Below are 20,879 nucleotides of genomic sequence, written 5' to 3' on the forward strand. Positions count from 1 at the left end.
CGTATTCTCGTTCATGTTCTCCCTGAGCACGGGACGATGGAGGATGCGCAACGGCGCATCGCTATCACTTTAGCCCCGGACCTTCTCCACGGCCTTCTGGACGGCGTCCACGTTGTCCGACATCCAGCTCAGGTAGTCCTTGCCGTCCGGCAGGGTCTCGGTGAAGGACACGACGGGCGCGCCGGCGTCGGTGGCGGCCTTCTTCACCGCTTCGGTCTGCGGGCCGGAGGTCTGCTCGTTGTAGGCGAGGAAGGCCGCCTTCTTCGAGGAGAACAGCTTGAGGGTCTCGTCGAGGACGGAGGCCGGGACGTCATGCCCCTCCTCCACCGCGCTCGTGAACTCCTCGGGGGTGACGTTGTGCAGGCCTGCGGCCTCCAGGAGGTAGAGCGGCACCGGCTCGGTGACCGCCACATCCACATGGCTGCCCTTCGTCAGCTTCTCCAGAGTCTGCTGGTAGCCGCTCAGTCGGGAGGTGAAAGCCTCCGCATTGTGCTTGAACTCCGCCGCCGACGCCGGGGCCAGCGCGCTCAGCCGCTGCTCCACCTGAGCCGCGACCTTCTGCATGGCCGGGAAGTTGTACCAGACGTGCTCGTTGAAGGAGCCGTGGTCGTGATCGTGCCCGTGGTCGTCCGCCGCGGAGGTGCTCGGGGCGGGGCTCTCGGTGCTCTCCTGCTGGAGGCCGGAGATGTTCACCGCATTGATGACATTGGCGGGATCGAGCTTGGCGTCGGCCACCATGCCGTCCATGAAGCTGTCATAGCCTCCGCCGTTCACCACGACGAGCCCGGCCTTGGAGACCTTGAGCCGGTCCTGGGCCGTGGCCTCGTAGGAATGCGGGTCCTGGCTGATCTTGGAGACGATCGACTCGACCGTCACCTTGTCGCCGCCGATGGCCTTCACGAGGCTGCCGTAGGCGCTCGTGGATGCGACGACGGTGATCTCGCCGGTCTTGGCGCTCTCCGTGCCCGCGGCGCTGCTGCCGGGGGTGGAGCAGGCGGCGACGCTCAGGAGGACGACGCCGGACAGCGCGGTCAGGGACAGGATGTTCTTGCGGAACGGCACGTTCTTTCGGGACTGCACGGGGACCTCTGGTTCAGGCTGGGGGAAAGTTGCTTCCCCCAGCCTAGACCTAAATGAGAATCATTTCCATTTAAGGGTGGACGTCACTGTTCTTCGGACGTCCGCTGACTCTCCCAGTACCGCACGGCGTCCTTCGCCTGCGTCTCGTCCTGGATCTCGCCCACCAGCTCCTCGATCACGTCCTCGAGGAAGAGGACGCCCAGGGTGTGCCCCTGCCCGTCCACCACGCGGGCCACGTGGGACCCGCTCTTCTGCATCCGGGCCAGCACGTCCTCGATCTCCATCTCCGGGTCGATGTTCACCAGCGAACGCTGACGGACCACGGCGATGGGCTGGTCGTACTGGGACTCCGGGATGGAGATGACGTCCTTGATGTGGAGATACCCGGACAGCTCGCCCTCGTCGTCCTTCAGCAGGATGCGGGAGTAGCCGGTCTTGGAGACCATCCGCTCGAACTGCTGCGGCGTGGCGTCCTCACTCAGCGTCGCCAGCCGGTCCAGCGGGACCATGACCTGGGAGGCGCGGCGCTCGGAGAACTCCAGAGCGCCCGTGAGCAGGCCGGCGTCGTCCTCCACGAGGCCGTGCCGGGTGGATTCGTGGACGATCGACTGCACCTCCTCCAGGGTGAAGGTGGAGGTCACCTCATCCTTCGGCTCCACGCGCATGAGCTTGAGCACGTGGTTGGCGCACCAGTTCAGCGTGGCCACGACCGGCCGCAGCATGGTGGCCAGCGCCGCCAGCACAGGGGCCAGCAGCAGGGCCGCCTTGTCCGCGGCGGACACCGAGATGTTCTTCGGCACCATCTCACCGAAGGTCACGTGCAGGAACGTCACCACGATCAGCGCGGCGGCGAATGCCAGCGCACCGGCGAGCGTCTCGGGGATGCCCAGGTGCTCGAGCGGCTCCGCGATCAGGTGGTGGATGGCCGGTTCGGCCACCTGCAGGATGAGCAGCGAGCACACCGTGATGCCGAGCTGGGCGCAGGCGAGCATGAGCGAGACCTGCTCCATGGCCTTCAAGGTGGTGGCCGCACGTCGCGACCCCGCCTCGGCCAGAGGCTCGATCTGGCTGCGGCGCGCGGACATGATGGCGAACTCCGCCGCCACGAAGAAGGCGTTGCCGAGCAGCAGCACCACCAGCCAGAGGATTCCCATCCAGTCACTCATGGCGCGCCCCCTCGGTGGATTCCTCGGCGCGCGGCAGGAAGGCGAGCCGGTCCACCCGGCGCCCGTCCATGCGGACCACGCGCAGTTCGCCGCCCTGGACCGCGACGTGATCGCCGGCCACCGGGATGCGTCCCAGGCTGCTCATCACGAAGCCACCCACCGTCTCGTAGGAACCGTCTTCGGGGATGACGAGGCCCTTGATCTGGGCCCCGACCTCGTCCGGACGCAGCAGACCGGGGAAGAACCACCGGCCGTCCGCACCCTGGAGCACGCCCGGCCTCCGCCGGTCATGCTCGTCGGCGACCTCACCCACGATCTCTTCGACCAGGTCCTCCAGCGTCACGACGCCGGCGGTGCCACCGTATTCGTCCAGCACCACGGCCAGCTGCATGTTGGAGGCACGCAGCTCGGCGATGAGGTCATCCAGCGGGATGGTCTCCGGAACCCGGAACACCTCGGTCATGAGGGAGCCGACCTCTAGTTCGGCGCGTTTGGCGGACGGAACCGACACGGCCTTCTTGATGTGCACCACTCCCCTGATGTCGTCCACGGACTCTCCGGTGACGGGGAAGCGGGAGTATCCGGTGGCACGGGCCGCGTCGACGACGGCGGTCACCGGCTCCACGGCGTCCAGCGTCTCCATGCGGAAACGCGGGGTCATGACGTCCGCCGCGGTCTTGTCGGAGAAGCGCAGGGTGCGTGCCAGGAACTCGGCCGTGCCGGGGTCCAGCGTGCCCATCTCCGCGGAACGGCGCACCAGGGAGGCGAGCTCGTCCGGGGTGCGCGCGCCGGAGATCTCCTCTTTGGCCTCCAAACCGAAGATGCCGAGCACCTTGTTGGAGAAGCCGTTGAGGACGATGATCGCGGGCTTGAAGATCATGGTGAACACGAGCTGCGGACGGGCAACGGCCTTGCCGACCGCCATCGCCTGGGCGATCGCGAGGTTCTTGGGCACCAGCTCGCCCAGGATCATGGAGAAGACGGTCGCCGCGATCATCGCGATCACGAGGGACACCGGCGTCGGGTCGGCGAGGCCGAGGCCTCGGAGAGGTTCCTTGAGCAGGCTGCCGACCGACGGTTCCAGCACATAGCCGGTGAGCAATGTGGTCAGGGTGATGCCCAACTGGCAGCTGGACAGCTGGGTGGAGAGGGACTTCAGGCAGGCCAGCAGAGGCTTGGCGGCCTCATCGCCGTCGTCGACGGCGGCCTGCACCTGCGCCTGGTCGAGGGCCACGAGGGAGAATTCCACGGCCACGAAGAAGCCGGTGCCGAAGATCAGCAGGATGCCGAAGACGAGGAAGAGCCATTCCATGGAGCGTGGTCACCCCCTCGGCTGGCAGCGGTCAGTCCGCGGGTGGGTGGATGGGCATGGGATCGGGGTCTGCCGGCTGGATCGGACGCCGCGGGGGCAGCATGGCTGCGGCGGCGTCGGGAGCGTCCAGGCCGGCACCTGGAATGACTGTCCATAAGAACACCAGTCTATCCAGAGGCGGGCCCGAAAGGCACGCAAACTTTTACGCTCTGTAGATTAGCCCTCAGCAAGCGTCGTCACTAGACTGGCAAAGGTCTGGGTTCACGCAACCCGGCACTGGACCAGGCCGGCACCGAGGCCGGCTCTCATTCCAGCGGGCAAACAAAAATGGAAGAGGCGTATCACGTGCCAGAGCAGCCAAACCACCGTCTACCCGAAGAGTTCGGCGGAAATGAGTGGCTTGTAGATGAGCTGTACGAGCAGTTTCTGAAAGACAAGAACTCTGTGGACTCCAAGTGGTGGTCTGTCTTCGAGAACTACGGTTCAGGCAACCCGGCCCCGTCGACGCAGACTCAGGTGCTGCCGACCGTGGCCCAGGCGACCAAGACCGCCACTGCGACCGAGGCCCCCGCCTCACCTGCTCCCGCGACGGCGCCGCCCGCCGCCGCTGCACCGGCGCCTGCCGCTCCGGCACCCGCCGCCCCGGCCCAGGAAAGCCCCGCCGCGCCCGCTCCCAAGGCCCCGCCGCGCGTCGTCGCCAAGGACGGCAACCGCACCACGGCCACCGCGCCGATCCCCGCCCAGCTGCCCAAGAGCGCCCCCGCGGACTCCGGCCCGCACGAGGAGAACGTGGTCCAGGTCCTCCGCGGACCGGCCAAGGCGATCGCCGCCAACATGGTGACCAGCCTCGAGGTCCCCACGGCCACCAGCGTGCGCGCCGTCCCGGCCAAGCTCCTGATCGACAACCGCGTGGTCATCAACAACCACCTGGCCCGTGCCCGTGGCGGCAAGGTCTCCTTCACGCACCTGATCGGCTTCGCCGTGGTCAAGGCGCTCAAGCAGTTCCCCTCCATGAACGTCACGTACGACGTGCAGGACGGCAAGCCGGTCGCGGTCGAGAACGCCCACGTGAACTTCGGCATCGCGATCGACATGCCCCGGCCCGACGGCAGCCGCCTGCTCGTGGTGCCGAACATCAAGAAGGCCGAGACCCTGCGGTTCGCCGAGTTCTGGCGCACCTATGAGGACCTCATCAAGCGCGCCCGCAACGGCAAGCTGACCGCCGATGACCACTCCGGCACCACGGTCTCCCTGACCAACCCGGGCGGCATCGGAACGGTGCACTCGGTCCCGCGCCTGTCCAAGGGCCAGGCCGCGATCATCGGCGTCGGCGCTCTCGAGTACCCAGCCGAGTTCCAGGGTTCCAGCGAGAAGAAGCTCGCCGAGATGGCCGTGGGCAAGATCATCACCCTGACCTCCACCTATGACCACCGCGTCATCCAGGGCGCCGGTTCGGGCGAGTTCCTGCGGATCGTCCACCAGCTCCTGCTGGGCGAGCAGAACTTCTACGACGAGATCTTCGAAGAGCTCCGCATCCCGTACGAGCCCGTGCGCTGGAGCCCGGACGTCCAGGTCGATCCGGCCGACGAGATCAACAAGGTCGCCCGCATCCAGCAGCTCATCCACTCCTACCGCGTGCGCGGCCACCTCATGGCGGACACCGATCCGCTCGAGTACGTCCAGCGCAAGCACCCGGACCTCGATGTGCTCAACCACGGTCTGACCCTCTGGGACCTGGACCGCGAATGGCCCACCGGCGGCTTCGGCGGCAAGCAGTTCCTGAAGTTCCGCACCATCCTCGGCGTGCTGCGCGACGCATACTGCCGCACCACGGGCATCGAGTACATGCACATCCAGGATCCCGAGGAGCGTCAGTGGTTCCAGGACGAGCTGGAGCACCCGTACTCCAAGCCGAGCCGCGATGAGCAGCTGCGCATCGTCTCGCGTCTGAACGCCGCCGAGGCCTTCGAGACCTTCCTGCAGACCAAGTTCGTCGGGCAGAAGCGCTTCTCCCTCGAAGGCGGCGAGTCGCTCATCCCGCTGCTGGACGCCATCATCTCGGACGCCGCGGACAAGGGCCTCGACGAGGTCGCGATCGGCATGGCCCACCGTGGCCGCCTCAACGTGCTGACCAACATCGCCGGCAAGACCTACGCCCAGGTGTTCCGCGAATTCGAAGGCACGCAGGATCCGCGCAGCGTCCAGGGCTCCGGTGACGTGAAGTACCACCTCGGCACCGAGGGCACCTTCACCTCCGAGTCGGGCAACACCACCAAGGTGTACCTGGCCGCCAACCCGTCCCACCTCGAGGCCGTGGACTCGGTGCTGGAAGGCATCGTCCGCGCCAAGCAGGATCTGCTGGACCAGGGCACCGCCTTCCCGGTCCTGCCCATCCTCGTCCACGGCGACGCGGCCTTCGCGGGCCAGGGCGTGGTCGCGGAGACGCTGAACCTGTCCCAGCTGCGCGGCTACCGCACCGGTGGCACCATCCACGTGATCGTGAACAACCAGGTCGGCTTCACCACGTCGCCGTCGTCCTCGCGGTCGTCCACGTACTCCACCGACGTCGCCAAGATGATCCAGGCGCCCGTCTTCCACGTGAACGGCGATGACCCGGAAGCCGTGGTCCGTGTGGCCCAGCTCGCCTTCGAGTTCCGCGAGCGGTTCCACAAGGACGTCGTCATCGACATGGTCTGCTACCGCCGCCGCGGTCACAACGAGGGTGACGACCCTTCGATGACCCAGCCGCTCATGTACAACCTGATCGAAGCCAAGCGCAGCGTCCGCAAGCTGTACACCGAGGCCCTGATCGGCCGTGGCGACATCACCGAGGAAGAAGCGGAGCAGCTGCTGCGCGACTACCAGGAGCGCCTGGAGCGCGTCTTCGCGGAGACTCACGCCGCTCAGACCTCCCCCATCCCGGTCATCACCTCAGATTCCGCGGCCGTGTCCGGCATCGAACGGCCGATGGCGCAGCGCAACGACGGCATGGTCAACACGCCGAGCACCACCGCGATCAGCGCTCAGACCCTTGCCCACATCGGCAAGGCCTTCCTCAACGTCCCGGAGGGCTTCACAGTCCATCCGAAGCTCAAGCAGCTCCTCGAGAAGCGTGCGCAGATGTCCGTCGACGGCGGCATCGACTGGGGCTTCGGCGAGATCGCGGCCTTCGGCTCGCTCGTCATGGAGGGCGTCCCCGTCCGTCTCACCGGTCAGGACTCCCGCCGCGGCACCTTCGTGCAGCGTCACGCGGTGTTCCACGACCGCAAGACCGGCCAGGAATGGGCTCCGCTGGAACACCTCTCCGAGGACCAGGCCAAGCTCTGGATCTATGACTCGCTGCTCTCCGAGTACGCGGCCATGGGCTTCGAGTACGGCTACTCGGTGGAGCGTCCGGACGCCCTGGTCATGTGGGAGGCGCAGTTCGGCGACTTCGTCAACGGCGCCCAGACCGTGATCGACGAGTTCATCTCCTCGGCCGAGCAGAAGTGGGGCCAGCGTTCCTCGCTCGTCCTCATGCTGCCGCACGGCTATGAGGGCCAGGGCCCGGACCACTCCTCGGCCCGCATCGAGCGCTTCCTGCAGATGTGCGCGGAGAACAACATGGTGGTGGCGGAGCCGACGACCGCGGCGAACCACTTCCACCTGCTGCGCCGCCACGCCTACAGCCGCCCGCACAAGCCGCTGATCGTCTTCACCCCGAAGCAGCTCCTCCGTCTGAAGGGCGCCGCCAGTTCGGTCGCCGACTTCACCACAGGCGGGTTCCAGCCGGTGATCGGCGACCACGCCGAGCTCGATCCGGCCGCCGTGAAGCGCGTCATCCTGGTCGCGGGACGTCTGTACTACGACCTCCTGGCCAACCGCGACAAGGCTCAGGACTCCAGCACGGCGATCATCCGCGTCGAGCAGCTGTACCCGCTGCCCGAAGAGGAGATCCGCGCGGAGCTCGCCAAGTACCCGAACGCCGACGTCGTCTGGGCCCAGGACGAGCCCGCCAACCAGGGTCCGTGGAGCTTCATGGCTCTGAACCTGGTGCCGTCCCTGGACCGCCCGGTCCGCCTGGTCAGCCGTCGCGCGTCCGCTTCGACGGCAGCCGGCACCGGCAAGCGTCACGCGGCCGAGAACGCACTGCTCCTCCAGCAGGCCTTCGACCACCGGGCCTGACCCGGCCGGCGCGCCGTCGTCGCCCACCGCACAGCGGTGACGCACGACGGCGCGTCGCGGCTTTCAGACGCCCGTCACCTGCGCTTCGTGGCACAGGCGGCGGGCGTCTGTCGTTTAATGGAGTGGGGACGCTGCGCCGGACACGGCGCATCAGCTGCGCGAAAGGACATTGTGGAGGACAGGAAACTTCGAATCGCCGCGATCGGCGATGAACTGCTGGCAGGTCTCGGCGACCCCCGCGCACTGGGCTGGTACGGCCGGGTGCTGGCCCGCACGCCGCGGGATCAGTTCGCCCTGGAGAGCTACTCGCTGCCGTGCCCCGAGGAGGGCACCGAGGGCCTTTCGGCGCGCTGGGCGGACGAGACGGGCCGCCGTTTCGGTCAGGGCTATGAGAACCGCCTGGTCATCGGCCTGTCCGGACGGGACATCGACTTCGGGCTCTCCACCGCCCGCAGCCGCCTGAACCTGGCGAACATCCTGGATCACGCGTCACAGGCGAGCGTCTCCGTCTTCGTGGTGGGCCCGCCCCCGAGCCTCGACCCGGCCAAGAACCGGCGTCTGGCCGAACTCAACACCGCCTTCGCCGATGTCACCACCCGCCGTCACCACCTGTATGTGGACACCTTCGCTCCCCTGCTCAACCATGAGCAATGGCGCAACGACCTGGCGGCCAATGCCGGCGCTCCCGGCCAGGCCGGTTACGGGCTCATGGCCTGGCTCGTCCTGCACCGTGGCTGGTTCCAGTGGCTCAAGATCGCGGAGCCCACGGACTGACCCTCTCCCGCTTCCCACACTGAGTGCTCAGTTGTTGCGGGTGTCGAATGCCGACACCCGCAACAACTGAGCACTCACTGCGTTTAAGGAGCCTCTTGACTCGAGATATATCGCGATATATCGTGAAATCACAAACGCGATATATCGCAAGATTCGAGGAGGAGAACATGGCAGAGGAACGCTGGTCCGTCACCGGTCCACAGACGATCGACATCGAAGGTGTGACGTCCCTGAAGCTCGGCATCGTGCACGGGCGCTTCGACGTGGTCACCCACGAGGACAGCATCACCCGGATCGAGGTCTCAGAGATCTCCGGGGATCCCCTCGACGTCAGCTTCAATGCCGGACGGCTCGAGGTCCGGCACCAGGAACCGGGGCCCCAGGGCTGGTTCAAGAACGTCATGAACACCGTGACCCAGTCCCAGGAGAACTCGGTCATCATCAGCATCGCCGTGCCCGCCGGCATCCAGGTGGACGCCTCCACCGTCGCCGGCGGCGGCCTGGTCTCCGGGACCACCGCCAAGACCTCGCTCAACACGGTGTCCGGCGATGTGGTGGCCGACCGGACCTCCTCCCACCTGGACGTGAACTCGGTCAGCGGTGAGGCGATCGTCCGCAATCACCACGGCAGCCTGTCCGTGAATACCGTGTCCGGAGCGGTCACGGCCACCGGCGCGCTCAACCACGTCCGGCTCAACAACGTCAGCGGGGAGATCCTCCTGGACGTCTCCGAGGACACACAGGACATCGGAGCGAACACCGTCTCGGGCGACATGACCATCCGGCTCCCCCACACCGTGGGCGTCGATCTGAAGGCCAAGACCGGCTCCGGCCAGGTCATCATCGACACGCAGCGCTACATGCCCGTGAAGAACACGGTCGCCACGATCGTCGGCCCGGAGGAGCACCTCCTGGTGCTCCGCACCAACTCCGTGTCCGGCGACGTCTCGGTGGTGCATGCCCCGGCAGAGGAAGGAACCCGGTAATGCCCCCCGTCTTCGCCCACGGCGCCTTGCGCCTCTATCTTCTGGCCCTGCTGGAGGACGGCGCCAAACACGGCTACGACCTCATCAAGGCCCTCAGCGACCGCTTCAACGGGACCTACTCCCCCAGCGCCGGGACCATCTATCCCCGGCTCGCCAAGCTGGAGGAGGAAGGACTGGTCAGCACCCACGTGGACGGACGTCGCACGAGCTACAGCCTGACCGACGCCGGCCGCCGCGAACTCGAGAGCCGCCGGGAGGAGCTGTCCGGTGTGGAGAACGACATCTCGGCGTCCGTCCGGCGCCTGGCGGACACCCTGCGGGAGGACATCGGGAGCAACATGCGCTCACTCCGCGAGGAACTGGCCTCCACGACCCGTCAGGCCCGCGCGGAGGCCGCTCATCACGGGTATGTGAAGCCGGGAACGTCCGCATCCCAGGCTCGGGCGACCGCCCTCAGCCAGGCGGCGGAACAGCTCATCACGGGCTTCCGCTCGGAACTGCTGATGCTCGTGAGGCTCCGCAAAGCCCACGGTGAGCTGAACGAGACCGAGCTGGACGCCCTGCGCACCATTCTGGACAGGGCCCGCGCGGAGGCGAAGGAGCTCTTCAGGAGCTGACCCCGCCACGCGCCGTCGTGATCCACAGACGCCTCGGGCCCTGGAACCGCAATGGTTCCAGGGCCCGACTGTTCAGCGTCACGCTGAGATGATCCGCCGCACGGAGCGGCGGTCAGTCTCAGGTGTTGGGGCGCTTGCCGTGGTTGGCACCGCCACGCTTACGATCACGACGCTTGCGTGCACGCTTGCTCATAGCTGGACTCCTTCTGTTCTCGACTCTCAAAGAGCTGCCCTCAAGTCTCCCATATGGAGGCGACCGGAGCGAAACCGCGCCGTCGGCGCAGAGTGAGGGCCGACGTCGGGCGTTCAGGGCGTGAGCAGGCGTTCGGCACGCTCACGCCGCTCAGTGCTTGGCCGGGACCTTGTCCGGGTGGAGCTGCCGGGCCAGTTCATAGGCGAGCTCATTCGTCTCGGCCACGAGCGGGACCGGTGCGCTGCGCGCGGTCCGGCCGCTGTACGCCTTGCCCTTGGTGCCGACGGCGAGACTCAGGTTCTGCAGATCGTTCGGACCGTTCAGGGTCGCCACCGCGTTGTCCTTGTTGATGTCCTGCCTCACGGTGCCCGCGTTGATGGCGCCGTTCCAGTTCCAGTCGATCGCCGCGTCGGCCCTGGCCTGGTGGCGCGTGCCACCGGTCCACCAGTACAGCTGGTAGCCCGCCGCCGCGGGGCCGAGTCCGGCCGCCTCGTTGAGGGCCGCCTCATTGAGGCTGATCTGCGAACGGGTGGAGTACCCGAAGTAGGCTCCTCCCGCCGTCTGCGGAACGCCCGTGAGCTGGTACGAATAGTTCATGATGCTCAGGTAGTTCGGCTTGTTGTTGACGTTGTCGGCGCCGCCGTGCGTCAGGCCGAGGTTGTGCCCGAGCTCGTGGATGAAGGTGCCCACGCGCGTGTCACTGCTGGCGTTGCCCCAGTAGCGGGGTCCCACCGTCACCAGCAGTTCGAGTCCGTTGATCCAGGCCTGTCCCGAGGACGAGCTGTTGCCGTAGCTGTCCCCGAAGACCGCGTAATGGAAGACGTTGGCACGGTTCGGGTCGGAGTACTGCTGCCGGAGCGTGCGGACCTCATCCACGCCGCTCAGATTCTGCTTGTACGGGATCTCATTGCCGCCGCCCAGGTCGTAGGCCGCTCCGCGCGCTGATCCCGCGTCGAGGTGGATCGTGACACCCGTCGTGCCATCAGGGTTGTTGACGGGGAGGCCGGCGAAACCCTGCCGGATCCTGTCGAGTTCCGCCGTGGACGGCAGGAGGCCCGGCATGTAGTCCAGCTCGACGAAGAGGTCCGCCCGGTGCGGGTCGGCCCCCAGTGCGGGAAGGTCGAGGTCGATGACGCCGTCTCCGTTCGTGTCGACGCCGTTGGTCTCCCAGGCGTCCGGGAGGCCGTCGCCGTCGGAGTCCGTAGAGGTCGGTGTGATGGCCGCCTGGGCGGGGCTGGCGGGAAGCAGCACGCCGAACAGGCCCAGACCCAGGGTCAGAACCCCGGCGGAGGCTGCGTTCACGATCTTCTGTCTCATGATGATCACCTTTCAGGGTGGAGGTGCGAGGACCACAGGACGCCCGGCCGGGTGGGCCGGGCTGTGATCACTTCCACAAGACCAGATCGTCACAGTCCTCTTCAACGACTGTTACAGAAAAAGTTAAACAATTAACAACAGGCGACTCCACGGAAGACCGCCTCCCGAGAAGCTGCGTTCCTGGACACGAGAAAGCCCCCGTGCCGGTCCACTCGGGACGGGCACGGGGGCTTTCACCGGATGCAGAGGGCGCCGGCACTCGGCGCGCCGCGCAGGCCGAAGGTCAGGCGCGGGCGGCGTGGATCTTGTCCAGGATGCTCTGCTTCAGCTGGTCCGGGGCGGCTTCCGTGCAGGAACGCTTCACCATGGACCGGATCATGCATTCGAGGTCGTGCTGCTCCAGGCAATTGGGGCAGTTCGCCAGGTGATCCTTGATCTCCTCGACATCGGCGCGGGGCAGCGCGCCGTCGAGGTATTCGTAGATGCGTTCAATACGGGCGTCTTCGCAATCGCCCAGGCCTTGGCAGTCTTTCATTTCGCTTTCTCCACTGGTGCCGTGTCGACCGCGGTGCGCCGCACGCCGATCCCCCGTTCCGCCGCGTACTCCGCCAGCATCTCGCGGAGCATCCGGCGTCCACGGTGCAGGCGGGACATGACCGTCCCGATCGGGGTGTTCATGATTTCTGAGATCTCTTTGTAGGCGAAGCCTTCGACGTCCGCGAAGTACACCGCCAGCCGGAATTCCTCCGGAATGGATTGCAGGGCCCGCTTGACGTCCGAGTCCGGCAGGTGGTCCAGGGCTTCCGTCTCAGCGGAACGGAGGCCGGTGGACGTATGGGACTCCGCTCGCGCCAGCTGCCAGTCCTCGATGGTCTCCCCATGGGACTGCAGGGGCTCCCGCTGCCGCTTGCGGTAGAGATTGATGTACGTGTTGGTCAGGATGCGGTACAGCCAGGCCTTCAGATTCGTCCCGGGCTTGTACTGATGGAAGGCCGAGAACGCCTTGGTGTAGGCCTCCTGCACCAGATCCTCGGCGTCGGCGGGGTTCCGTGCCATGCGCATGGCCGCCGAATACAGCTGGTCCACGTACTGCATGGCGTCCCGTTCGAAACGGGCCCTCCGCTGGTCGTCGCTCTCGGACGCGACGTCCACCGCACTGCTGTCCGAGGCGGACCGCCCCGTTGCTTCTTCGTCCGTCTTCCGGGCCGCTGCGGCTCCGGACCCGGGGATCTCCGATTCCGTGGTGTTCATCGCGTCCCAGTCTAGCCCCGCGGCAAGGGCGGGAACCCGGGAGCCACCGGTCCAGCCCACGGGTGCTGCCGGGCGATCCAAGACCACGGGCATGGGCACTCCTGAAACATCGTCGGCACGAGGCTTCTCCTCGTGTCATCACTGCTTCGGACAACCGCTTCCGCGGCGCAATTATTCCGCAAAGATGCAAGACTAGAGGTAGTCCGGGCGCTCCTGTCCCGTGACCCACCAGGTGAACCATCTCTCCAGGAGGTCTCGTGTCCGTGGTTCGATTCCTTGCCCGTCCGCTCCTCGCCAGCAGCTTCATCGCCGACGGCATCCACAAGATCAAGAAGGCGCAGGATCCCACCGTCCGGCCCGCCGTGCTGGCCCGCCGCGTGGCGGACACCCTGCCGGTCGAACTCGGGGACGCCTTCCTGAATCGCGCGGCCGGCGGCGCACAGCTCGGTGCGGGTGCCCTCTTCGCCTTCGGCAAGCTGCCCCGTCTCGCCGCCCTGGTGCTCGCCGCCTCCGCCGCGTGCACCACGGCGCTGGAGTACCGCGCCGCTGACGCGACCACCAAGGAAGGCCGCGCGGCTCGCCGCAATCAGCTCCTGAAGAACCTCTCGCTCAACGGCGCCGCCCTGCTGGCCATGGTGGACACCGCGGGGAAGCCGAGCCTCGTGTGGCGCGTGCAGCACCGGCCCGAGGGTGGCGCCGGCGCCTCCAAGGGAGACTGATTCGTGCCGCAGCAAGCCCCTGTCGTCCAGCCCTGGGCGGCTCCCCTGGCCACCGGTCCGGTCGACGCGACCGTCTCGGTGCCGGGTTCCAAATCCCTGACCAATCGCTACCTCGTCCTCGCGGCACTCGCTGACGGCCCGTCCCGGCTCCGCGCACCCCTGCATTCACGGGACTCGGCGCTGATGATCCAGGCGCTGCGGAGCCTGGGCGCCACCGTGGACGAGGTCCCCGGGGACGGGTCCTTCGGTCCCGATCTGGTCATCACCCCCATCCCCCAGGACGCCCCGGCGTCCCCCGTGAGCGTGGACTGCGGGCTCGCCGGGACGGTCATGCGGTTCGTCCCACCGCTCGCCGCCCTGCGCCGCGGTGACACCCACTTCGACGGCGACCCCCACGCACGCCAGCGCCCCATGGGCGCGATCATCCAGGCACTCGCGGCGCTCGGCATCACCCTGGCGTCCGACGACGGCGGCGCCCCGGCGTCGCTCCCCTTCACCGTGCGCGGGGAAGGCTCCGTCCCCGGCGGCCACGTGATCATCGACGCGAGCGGGAGCAGCCAGTTCGTCTCGGCCCTCCTGCTGGTCGGCGCCCGCTTCGAGGACGGCCTCCACATCGAGCACGCAGGCAAGCCCGTGCCCAGCCTGGATCACATCCGGATGACCGTCGAGGTCCTCCGGTCCCTGGGCGTCACGGTGGACGACTCCGTGCCGGATCACTGGTTCGTCTCCCCCGGCCCCATCAGCGCCTTCGACGTCCGGATCGAGCAGGACCTCAGCAACGCCGGTCCCTTCCTCGCCGCGGCACTCGTCACTGGCGGCACCGTCCGCGTGCCGCATTGGCCCAGTCCCACCACGCAGGTGGGAGATCTCTGGCGGGACATCCTCACCCGGATGGGCGCCACGGTCACCCTGGACGGCTCCACTCTCGTGGTGCAGGGCGGACCCCGGATCCTGGGCGGCGACTTCGCCGACACGAGCGAACTGGCGCCCACGGTCGCCGCGCTGTGCGCCCTGGCCGAGTCGCCGTCGCGCCTGAGCGGCATCGCTCATCTGCGCGGGCACGAGACCAACCGCCTCGAGGCGCTCGTCACCGAGATCCGTCGCATGGGCGGCGATGCGGAGGAGACCGCCGACGGCCTGATCATCCGGCCCGTCCCTCTGCACGGCGCCGTCCTGGACAGCTATGCGGATCACCGCATGGCCACCGCGGGCGCCATCTGGGGCCTGGCCGTGCCGGGGACCTTCGTGGAGGACATCGCCACCACCGCCAAGACCATGCCGGATTTCCCCGCGCTCTGGACGGCCATGCTGGACGGACGCGCCGGGGACACGGGGCAGACCTCGCCCGCCGGCACTCAGGCGGGCTCCTGACGTGGGGCGTGGGCAATCCGGTCGTTCCCTGTCTTCCTGGGATGAATCCGATGTCCGGCTCCGGCCGAGCAAACGAGGGTCCCGGCCGCGCACGAAAGACCGTCCGAGCCATTCGGACGCGGTGATCGGACGCATCATCACCGTGGACCGCGGCCGCTACACCGCCGTCCTGGACGAGGGAACGTCGCAAGAACGAACGGTGATCGCGGCGCGGGCCAAGGAGCTCCGGCGCAACCCGGTCGTGGTGGGCGATTTCGTGGCCCTCGTGGGCGACGTCTCCGGTGATCCGGACACCCTGGCCCGGCTGGTGCGCATCGAGCCGCGCAAGACCCTGCTGCGGCGCAGCGCGGACGACACCGACCCGGTGGAGCGCGTCGTCGTCGCCAATGCGGACAAGCTCGTGGTCGTGGTCGCGGCCGCGAACCCCGAGCCCCGCACCGGCTTCATCGACCGCGCCCTCGTGGCCGCGTACGACGCCGGGATCGAACCGATCCTGCTCATCACCAAGGCCGATGTGAAGGACCCCGCCGAGCTGTTGGCGAACTACCAGGCCCTGGATCTCAAGGTCATCATCAGCCGCACCACGGAGGCGGGGGCCAGCGGGATCGACGCCCGCAGCGCCGACGGCGGCTCCGCCTCCCTGCTGGGCACCGCGGTCGAGGAACTCCGCGAGGAACTCGACGGCTCGGTCAGCGTCCTCCTGGGGCACTCCGGCGTCGGCAAGTCGACCATGGTCAACGCCCTGACCGGTTCCGAACGGGCCACCGGACAGGTCAACGCCGTCACGGGCCGTGGCCGCCACACCTCCAGCTCCGCCCTGGCACTCCAGATGCCGGGGGCACGGCCCGGGACGTGGATCGTGGACACGCCCGGCGTCCGGTCCTTCGGTCTCGCCCTGGTCGATCCCGAACGCATCCTGCAGGCGTTCCCGGATCTGGCGCCCGGCACCGAGGCCTGCGAGCGCGGCTGCAAGCACGGCGCACAGGCGATCGGCTGTGGCCTGGACGCCTGGGTCGCCGAGGGACACGCCGGGCCCGCCGGCGCTTCCCGGCTGGAGTCACTCCGCCGGGTCCTGGACGCCGGAACGCAGGAGGAACGCGAGGCCAAGGAGCTCGGCGCTCCCTGACGGCGCGATCGCGTCCGCGCCCCGGATGAACTGGGACGCGCGCTTTGTGGGTACGGTTTAACCCATGATGGACTCCTCCCAGAACTACACCGATGACCTCCGGCTTGCCCATGTCATGGCGGACCAGGTGGATGCCCAGACCATGGCGCGCTTCAAGGCCCAGGATCTGAAGGTCGAGACCAAGCCGGATCTGACGCCGGTGAGCGACGCCGACCGGAGCGCCGAGGAGTACATCCGTGCCCAGCTGTCCCGGGCCCGGCCGCGGGACTCCGTCATCGGCGAGGAGTTCGGCACCACGGGCCACTCCTCCCGCCGCTGGGTCATCGATCCGATCGACGGCACCAAGAACTTCGTGCGCGGTGTGCCGGTCTGGGCCACCCTGATCGCCCTCATCGAGGACGACCAGGTGGTGGTCGGAGTCGTCAGTGCGCCCGCCCTGGGCCGCCGCTGGTGGGCCTCCAAGGGCCACGGCGCCTACACGGGGCGCTCCCTCGCCTCCGCCACCCGGCTGAAGGTGTCCGATGTGCACCGCCTCGAGGACGCCTCCCTCTCCTACTCGAGCCTGGGCGGCTGGAAGGAACTCGGCCTGCGGGACGAGTTCCTCGACCTCCACGACACGGTCTGGCGCACCCGCGCCTACGGCGACTTCTGGTCCTACTGCCTCCTGGCCGAGGGCGCCGTGGACCTCGCGTGCGAGCCGGAGCTGAACCTCTATGACATGGCGGCACTCGTGCCGATCGTGACCGAGGCCGGCGGCCGCTTCACCTCGCTGGACGGGCAGGACGGCCCGTTCGGCGGCAACGCGGTGGCCAGCAACGGCATCCTGCATTCGGAGTTCCTCCGCAGGCTCAATCCCGGGCTGGACGATCTGCTGCAGGCCCCCTGAGCAGGTCATATTCCACGTAATATTCGCGGCGCGTTCCTTCGGGGACGCGCCGCTGTTTTACTCTCGTAATCAGGTCACGAGTGCCAGCGCTAAACCCCGGTTTGCTGGCCGGCAACCCTCCAGACGCGGTGGGGTGCCCCGGGTGACGACCAGGCCGGCCACAGAAAGTGGTGCGGCAAGCGCGGCGCCCGCCTGTGCGGGCCCCTCCACGATGCAGAGGTCTCAGCATGTCCGTCAACACCCTTGCCCCCCGCTCCGCCGTCGCCGGAACCGGACGCACCCACGCGCCGTCGCTGGCCGCCAATCCGTTCGCCGCGGTCACCGGCGCGGAGATCCAGGCCCCGCTCATCCAGGGCGGCACGGTCCGTTACGCCAATCTCGACTACGGCGCCTCCGCCCCCGCGCTCAGCGTGGTCTCGGCCTACCTGAACGAGATCCTGCCGTACTACGCGAGCGTGCACCGCGGCGCCGGGTACGCGTCGCAGATCAGCACCTCGGTGTACGAGAACGCCCGGGAGATCGTGCGCGACTTCGTGGGCGGACGCCCCGATGACCTGGTGATCTTCACGCGCAACACCACCGATTCCCTGAACGTGCTGGCGGGCTGCCTGCCCCAGCGCCAGGGCGAACAGGCCGGTGACGTCCTCTATCTGGACATCGAGCACCACGCCAATCTTCTTCCCTGGCAGCGGGTCGGTCACCGGAGCCTCGTGGCGCGGGAGACCATCGCGGCCACCGTGGAGGCCCTTCGGGAGGAACTCGAAGCCGGCGGCGTCGCGCTCCTGGCCGTGACGGGCGCTTCCAATGTCACTGGTGAGATCCTGCCGATCGCCGAGCTCGCCGCCCTGGCGCACGAGTACGGCGCCCGGATCGTCGTGGACGCCGCCCAGCTGGCGCCGCACCGCCGGATCGACATCACCGCGCTCGACGTCGACTTCCTCGCCTTCTCCGGCCACAAGCTGTACGCGCCGTTCGGCGCCGGAGTCCTGGTGGGCCGCGCCGATTGGCTCGACGCCGGCACTCCCCACCTGCTCGGCGGCGGCGCCGTGCGGGAGGCCCGCCTCGACTCGGTCGTGTGGACCACCGGACCGGCCCGCCATGAGGGCGGCTCCCCCAACGTCCTCGGCGCGGCCACCCTCGCCCGGGCGACCCAGGTCCTGGTGTCCCTGGACCACGACTCCTGGCAGCAGCACGAGGCGGACATCCGCCGCCACCTGGAGGACGGCCTCGCCGCCCTGGACGGCGTCACCGTGCACCGGATCTTCAGCGATTCCACCGACTCGATCGGCGTGGTGAACTTCTCCGTCGAAGGTTACGACGCGGGCCTCGTCGCCGCGTACCTCTCCGCCGAGCACGGGGTGGGGCTCCGGGACGGCAAGTTCTGCGCCCACCCGCTGCTCAAGCGGCTGGGTCTGCCCGCCGGATCGCTCCGGGCCAGCTTCGGTCTGGGATCCCGGCTCGAGGACGCCGAGCGTCTCATCGAGGGGATCCGGCAGCTGCGCGAGCGCGGTCTCGGCTGGGACTACGTGGTCGACGCCGGACGCTGGGTCCCCGCGAACGATCAGCGCAGCTACCCGCACTGGGCGCCGAACACCCCCGGCACGGCGGGCGCCGCGCCCTGCACCACCACGGACTGATCCTCTGACGCGGCCCCTCCGGTCGCACAGGGGTCGGCGCGGCCGCCCCCTGTGCGACCCTTAAACGGCAAGCCGTCCCCACGCACCGCGGGCGGATCCCGTCATGGTCCAGGAGTCAGCATGTCAGCCCGTCACGTGTCGCCGCCCGGTGGTCCCCGCATGGACACCACCACTCGCCGGGAGATGGGCCGCGCCTTCGAACAGGGCGGGGAGCACTACGCTCAGGTCCGGCCCTCCTATCCGGCGGAGTCCGCTGCCTGGTGTGTGCCTGATGGCGCGCGATCGGCCGTGGACCTGGGAGCCGGCACCGGGAAGTACACCGCGCTGCTCGTGGATCTCGGCCTGGACGTGACGGCGGTGGAGCCCTCCGCCGACATGCTGGCCCAGCTGCATGCGGAGCTCCCCGGCGTCGCGACCGTTCAGGGAACGGCGGAGGCCACCGGCCTTCCTGCGGAGAGCGCCGATCTGATCGCGGTGGCCCAGGCCTGGCACTGGTTCGATCCTCTCGCCGCGAGTGCGGAGGCCCTCCGGGTCCTGCGGCCGGGCGGGACGCTCGCGCTGATCTGGAACCAGCTGGACACGTCCGTCCCCTGGGTGCACCGGCTGTCCCGCATCATGCATGCCGGCGACGTCATCAAGCCGCACTTCGTCCCCGCCGTCGGGCCGGGCTTCGGCGACCTCCAGGCCGCGGTGATCCCGTGGCAGGACCGGGTGACGCCGGAGGATCTCCTGGAGCTGACCAAATCCCGGAGCTACTACCTGCGCGCGTCCGTGCCCACACGGGAGAAGGTCCTCGCCAACCTCGAGTGGTACCTCTACGAACATCTCGGCCATCATCCCGGGGAGGTCCTCACCCTCCCCTACCGCTGCTACGCCTGGAAGACCACGCGGCACTGACGGTCACACTTGCGCTGAAAGGCCTCCGACCCTAGAGTTTTAGGCAAGCCGAAATCATTTGGTTCGGCACACCTAAGGGAGGATGAGATGAAGACCGAGCTGTCCCCAGGAGTCGTCGCACCGCGTCGTGGCGCGGGAATCCTGCTGCTCGGGCCGGCCTTCGTCGCCGCCATCGCTTATGTGGACCCGGGCAATGTCGCGGCCAACCTCACCGCGGGTGCCCAGTTCGGCTACCTGCTGGTCTGGGTACTCGTCGCCGCCAACATCATGGCCGTGATGGTCCAGTACCAGTCCGCGAAGCTCGGGCTGGTCACCGGGCACTCCCTGCCGGAACTTCTGGGACAGCGGTTCCCCACCTGGGGCCGGCGGCTGTTCTGGCTGCAGGCCGAGACGGTGGCCGTCGCCACGGATCTCGCGGAGGTGGTCGGCGGCGCCATCGCCCTCAACCTGCTGTTCGGCATTCCACTCCCCCTCGGCGGGATCATCATCGGCGCGGCGTCCATGGCCCTGCTCCTGATGCAGAACCGGCGGCGCCAGCGCAGCTTCGAGAACGCGATCATCGTGCTGCTCGCCGTCATCACCGCGGGCTTCCTGTGCGGCCTGATCGTGAGCCCACCCAGTGCCGGCGGGGTGCTGGGAGGCCTGGTGCCCCGCTTCCAGGGCACCGAGTCCGTGATGCTGGCCGCGAGCATGCTCGGCGCGACCGTCATGCCCCACGCGATCTACGTGCACTCCGCCCTCTCCCGGGACCGGCACCGCCCGCTGGGAGGCCCGGAACCGGACGACCGGGCTCTGAGCCGCCTCATCCGGGCCACCCGCTGGGATGTCGTCTCCGCGCTGGCGATCGCCGGCGCCGTGAACATCGGCATGCTCCTGCTCGCGGCCTCCGCCCTGAGCGGCCGGGAGGGCACCGACAGCATCGAGGGCGCCCATGCCGCCATCACGACGACGCTGGGCCCGGTCATCGGCGCCGTGTTCGCCGTCGGGCTGCTCGCCTCAGGTCTCGCCTCCACCGCGGTCGGGTCCTATGCCGGCGCCACGATCATGGGCGGCCTGCTCAAGGTGCAGATCCCGCTCCTGCTGCGCCGGGTCCTCACCCTCATCCCTGCCGTGATCATCCTGGCCGTCGGCATGGACCCCACCCAGGTGCTGGTGCTGAGCCAGGTCGCGCTGAGCTTCGGCATCCCCTTCGCCCTGATCCCGCTCTACCTGCTCAGCCGGGACCGCCGCGTCATGGGGCGCCACGCGGACCATCCCGCGCTCCAGGTGGCGGCCGCCGTGAGCGCACTCCTCGTGATCGTCCTCAACGGGGTGCTGATCTGGCTGACCTTCGTCCCGGGCGGCTGAGGAAACGCGGCCCTGGCACGACGGCGGACGGTCACC

The 20,879-nt window shown here is 68.3% G+C and carries 17 protein-coding genes and 1 riboswitch; of the genes, 11 read left to right on the forward strand and 6 right to left on the reverse strand.

Going from position 1 to position 20,879, the window contains the following annotated elements; translation table 11 throughout:
- Positions 1-69 precede the first annotated feature (69 nt).
- The 3 genes from P9849_RS10820 to P9849_RS10830 form a co-directional block, all read right to left on the reverse strand.
- Positions 70-1,080, reverse strand: a complete 1,011-nt coding sequence (locus tag P9849_RS10820; RefSeq protein ID WP_278266804.1) for a zinc ABC transporter substrate-binding protein — start codon at positions 1,078-1,080, stop codon at positions 70-72.
- An 83-nt stretch (positions 1,081-1,163) separates the two neighbouring features.
- The gene (locus P9849_RS10825; RefSeq protein WP_278266805.1) at positions 1,164-2,246 is read right to left on the reverse strand and encodes a hemolysin family protein; all 1,083 of its coding nucleotides are present in this window, start codon (positions 2,244-2,246) and stop codon (positions 1,164-1,166) included.
- Entirely contained in the window at positions 2,239-3,558 is a 1,320-nt protein-coding gene (locus P9849_RS10830) for a hemolysin family protein (RefSeq protein WP_278266806.1), read from the reverse strand. Before P9849_RS10830 ends, P9849_RS10825 begins: the two co-directional genes overlap by 8 nt.
- A 345-nt stretch (positions 3,559-3,903) precedes the next feature.
- Here P9849_RS10830 and P9849_RS10835 point away from each other — a divergent pair, with 345 nt between their 5' ends.
- The 4 genes from P9849_RS10835 to P9849_RS10850 all read left to right on the forward strand — a co-directional run bounded on the left by P9849_RS10835 (position 3,904) and on the right by P9849_RS10850 (position 10,099).
- Positions 3,904-7,722, forward strand: a complete 3,819-nt coding sequence (locus P9849_RS10835; protein WP_278266807.1) for a multifunctional oxoglutarate decarboxylase/oxoglutarate dehydrogenase thiamine pyrophosphate-binding subunit/dihydrolipoyllysine-residue succinyltransferase subunit — start codon at positions 3,904-3,906, stop codon at positions 7,720-7,722.
- A 171-nt stretch (positions 7,723-7,893) separates the two neighbouring features.
- Positions 7,894-8,496, forward strand: coding sequence for a GDSL-type esterase/lipase family protein (locus P9849_RS10840; RefSeq protein WP_278266808.1), 603 nt, complete (start codon positions 7,894-7,896; stop codon positions 8,494-8,496).
- A 167-nt stretch (positions 8,497-8,663) separates the two neighbouring features.
- Positions 8,664-9,482, forward strand: a complete 819-nt coding sequence (locus P9849_RS10845) for a DUF4097 family beta strand repeat-containing protein (RefSeq protein WP_278266809.1) — start codon at positions 8,664-8,666, stop codon at positions 9,480-9,482.
- Positions 9,482-10,099: a PadR family transcriptional regulator gene (locus P9849_RS10850; RefSeq protein WP_278266810.1), complete on the forward strand. Its 618-nt coding sequence runs from the start codon at positions 9,482-9,484 to the stop codon at positions 10,097-10,099. The genes P9849_RS10845 and P9849_RS10850 overlap by 1 nt, the downstream gene beginning before the upstream one ends.
- A gap of 343 nt (positions 10,100-10,442) precedes the next feature.
- Here the strand turns inward: P9849_RS10850 and P9849_RS10855 are convergent, their stop codons facing one another.
- The 3 genes from P9849_RS10855 to P9849_RS10865 all read right to left on the reverse strand — a co-directional run bounded on the left by P9849_RS10855 (position 10,443) and on the right by P9849_RS10865 (position 12,953).
- Complete coding sequence (locus P9849_RS10855; RefSeq protein ID WP_278266811.1) at positions 10,443-11,609, reverse strand: zinc-dependent metalloprotease family protein; 1,167 nt, start codon at positions 11,607-11,609, stop codon at positions 10,443-10,445.
- 283 nt (positions 11,610-11,892) lie between these two features.
- A complete protein-coding gene (gene rsrA, locus P9849_RS10860; protein WP_278266812.1) occupies positions 11,893-12,144 on the reverse strand; it encodes a mycothiol system anti-sigma-R factor in 252 nt (83 codons plus the stop codon).
- The gene (locus P9849_RS10865; protein ID WP_278266813.1) at positions 12,141-12,953 is read right to left on the reverse strand and encodes a sigma-70 family RNA polymerase sigma factor; all 813 of its coding nucleotides are present in this window, start codon (positions 12,951-12,953) and stop codon (positions 12,141-12,143) included. Before P9849_RS10865 ends, rsrA begins: the two co-directional genes overlap by 4 nt.
- A gap of 164 nt (positions 12,954-13,117) precedes the next feature.
- Between P9849_RS10865 and P9849_RS10870 the strand changes: the two genes are divergently transcribed.
- From P9849_RS10870 to P9849_RS10900, 7 genes are all read left to right on the forward strand, one after another.
- Positions 13,118-13,579 (forward strand): DoxX family membrane protein, encoded by a 462-nt coding sequence (locus P9849_RS10870; protein ID WP_278266814.1) that lies wholly within the window; start codon positions 13,118-13,120, stop codon positions 13,577-13,579.
- A 3-nt stretch (positions 13,580-13,582) separates the two neighbouring features.
- A complete protein-coding gene (aroA, locus tag P9849_RS10875; protein WP_278266815.1) occupies positions 13,583-14,950 on the forward strand; it encodes a 3-phosphoshikimate 1-carboxyvinyltransferase in 1,368 nt (455 codons plus the stop codon).
- A 28-nt stretch (positions 14,951-14,978) separates the two neighbouring features.
- A complete protein-coding gene (locus tag P9849_RS10880; RefSeq protein ID WP_278269151.1) occupies positions 14,979-16,076 on the forward strand; it encodes a ribosome small subunit-dependent GTPase A in 1,098 nt (365 codons plus the stop codon).
- Between the two features lie 64 nt (positions 16,077-16,140).
- Positions 16,141-16,962, forward strand: a complete 822-nt coding sequence (gene hisN / locus P9849_RS10885; protein ID WP_066211009.1) for a histidinol-phosphatase — start codon at positions 16,141-16,143, stop codon at positions 16,960-16,962.
- A 72-nt stretch (positions 16,963-17,034) separates the two neighbouring features.
- Positions 17,035-17,150: riboswitch (SAM riboswitch) on the forward strand.
- A 39-nt stretch (positions 17,151-17,189) separates the two neighbouring features.
- Positions 17,190-18,599: an aminotransferase class V-fold PLP-dependent enzyme gene (locus P9849_RS10890; RefSeq protein ID WP_278266816.1), complete on the forward strand. Its 1,410-nt coding sequence runs from the start codon at positions 17,190-17,192 to the stop codon at positions 18,597-18,599.
- 120 nt (positions 18,600-18,719) lie between these two features.
- Positions 18,720-19,496: a class I SAM-dependent methyltransferase gene (locus tag P9849_RS10895; protein WP_278266817.1), complete on the forward strand. Its 777-nt coding sequence runs from the start codon at positions 18,720-18,722 to the stop codon at positions 19,494-19,496.
- A gap of 87 nt (positions 19,497-19,583) precedes the next feature.
- Positions 19,584-20,843, forward strand: coding sequence for an Nramp family divalent metal transporter (locus P9849_RS10900; protein ID WP_278266818.1), 1,260 nt, complete (start codon positions 19,584-19,586; stop codon positions 20,841-20,843).
- Positions 20,844-20,879: the final 36 nt, after the last annotated feature.

Source organism: Arthrobacter sp. Y-9 (assembly GCF_029690065.1).
Taxonomy (GTDB): domain Bacteria; phylum Actinomycetota; class Actinomycetes; order Actinomycetales; family Micrococcaceae; genus Arthrobacter_E.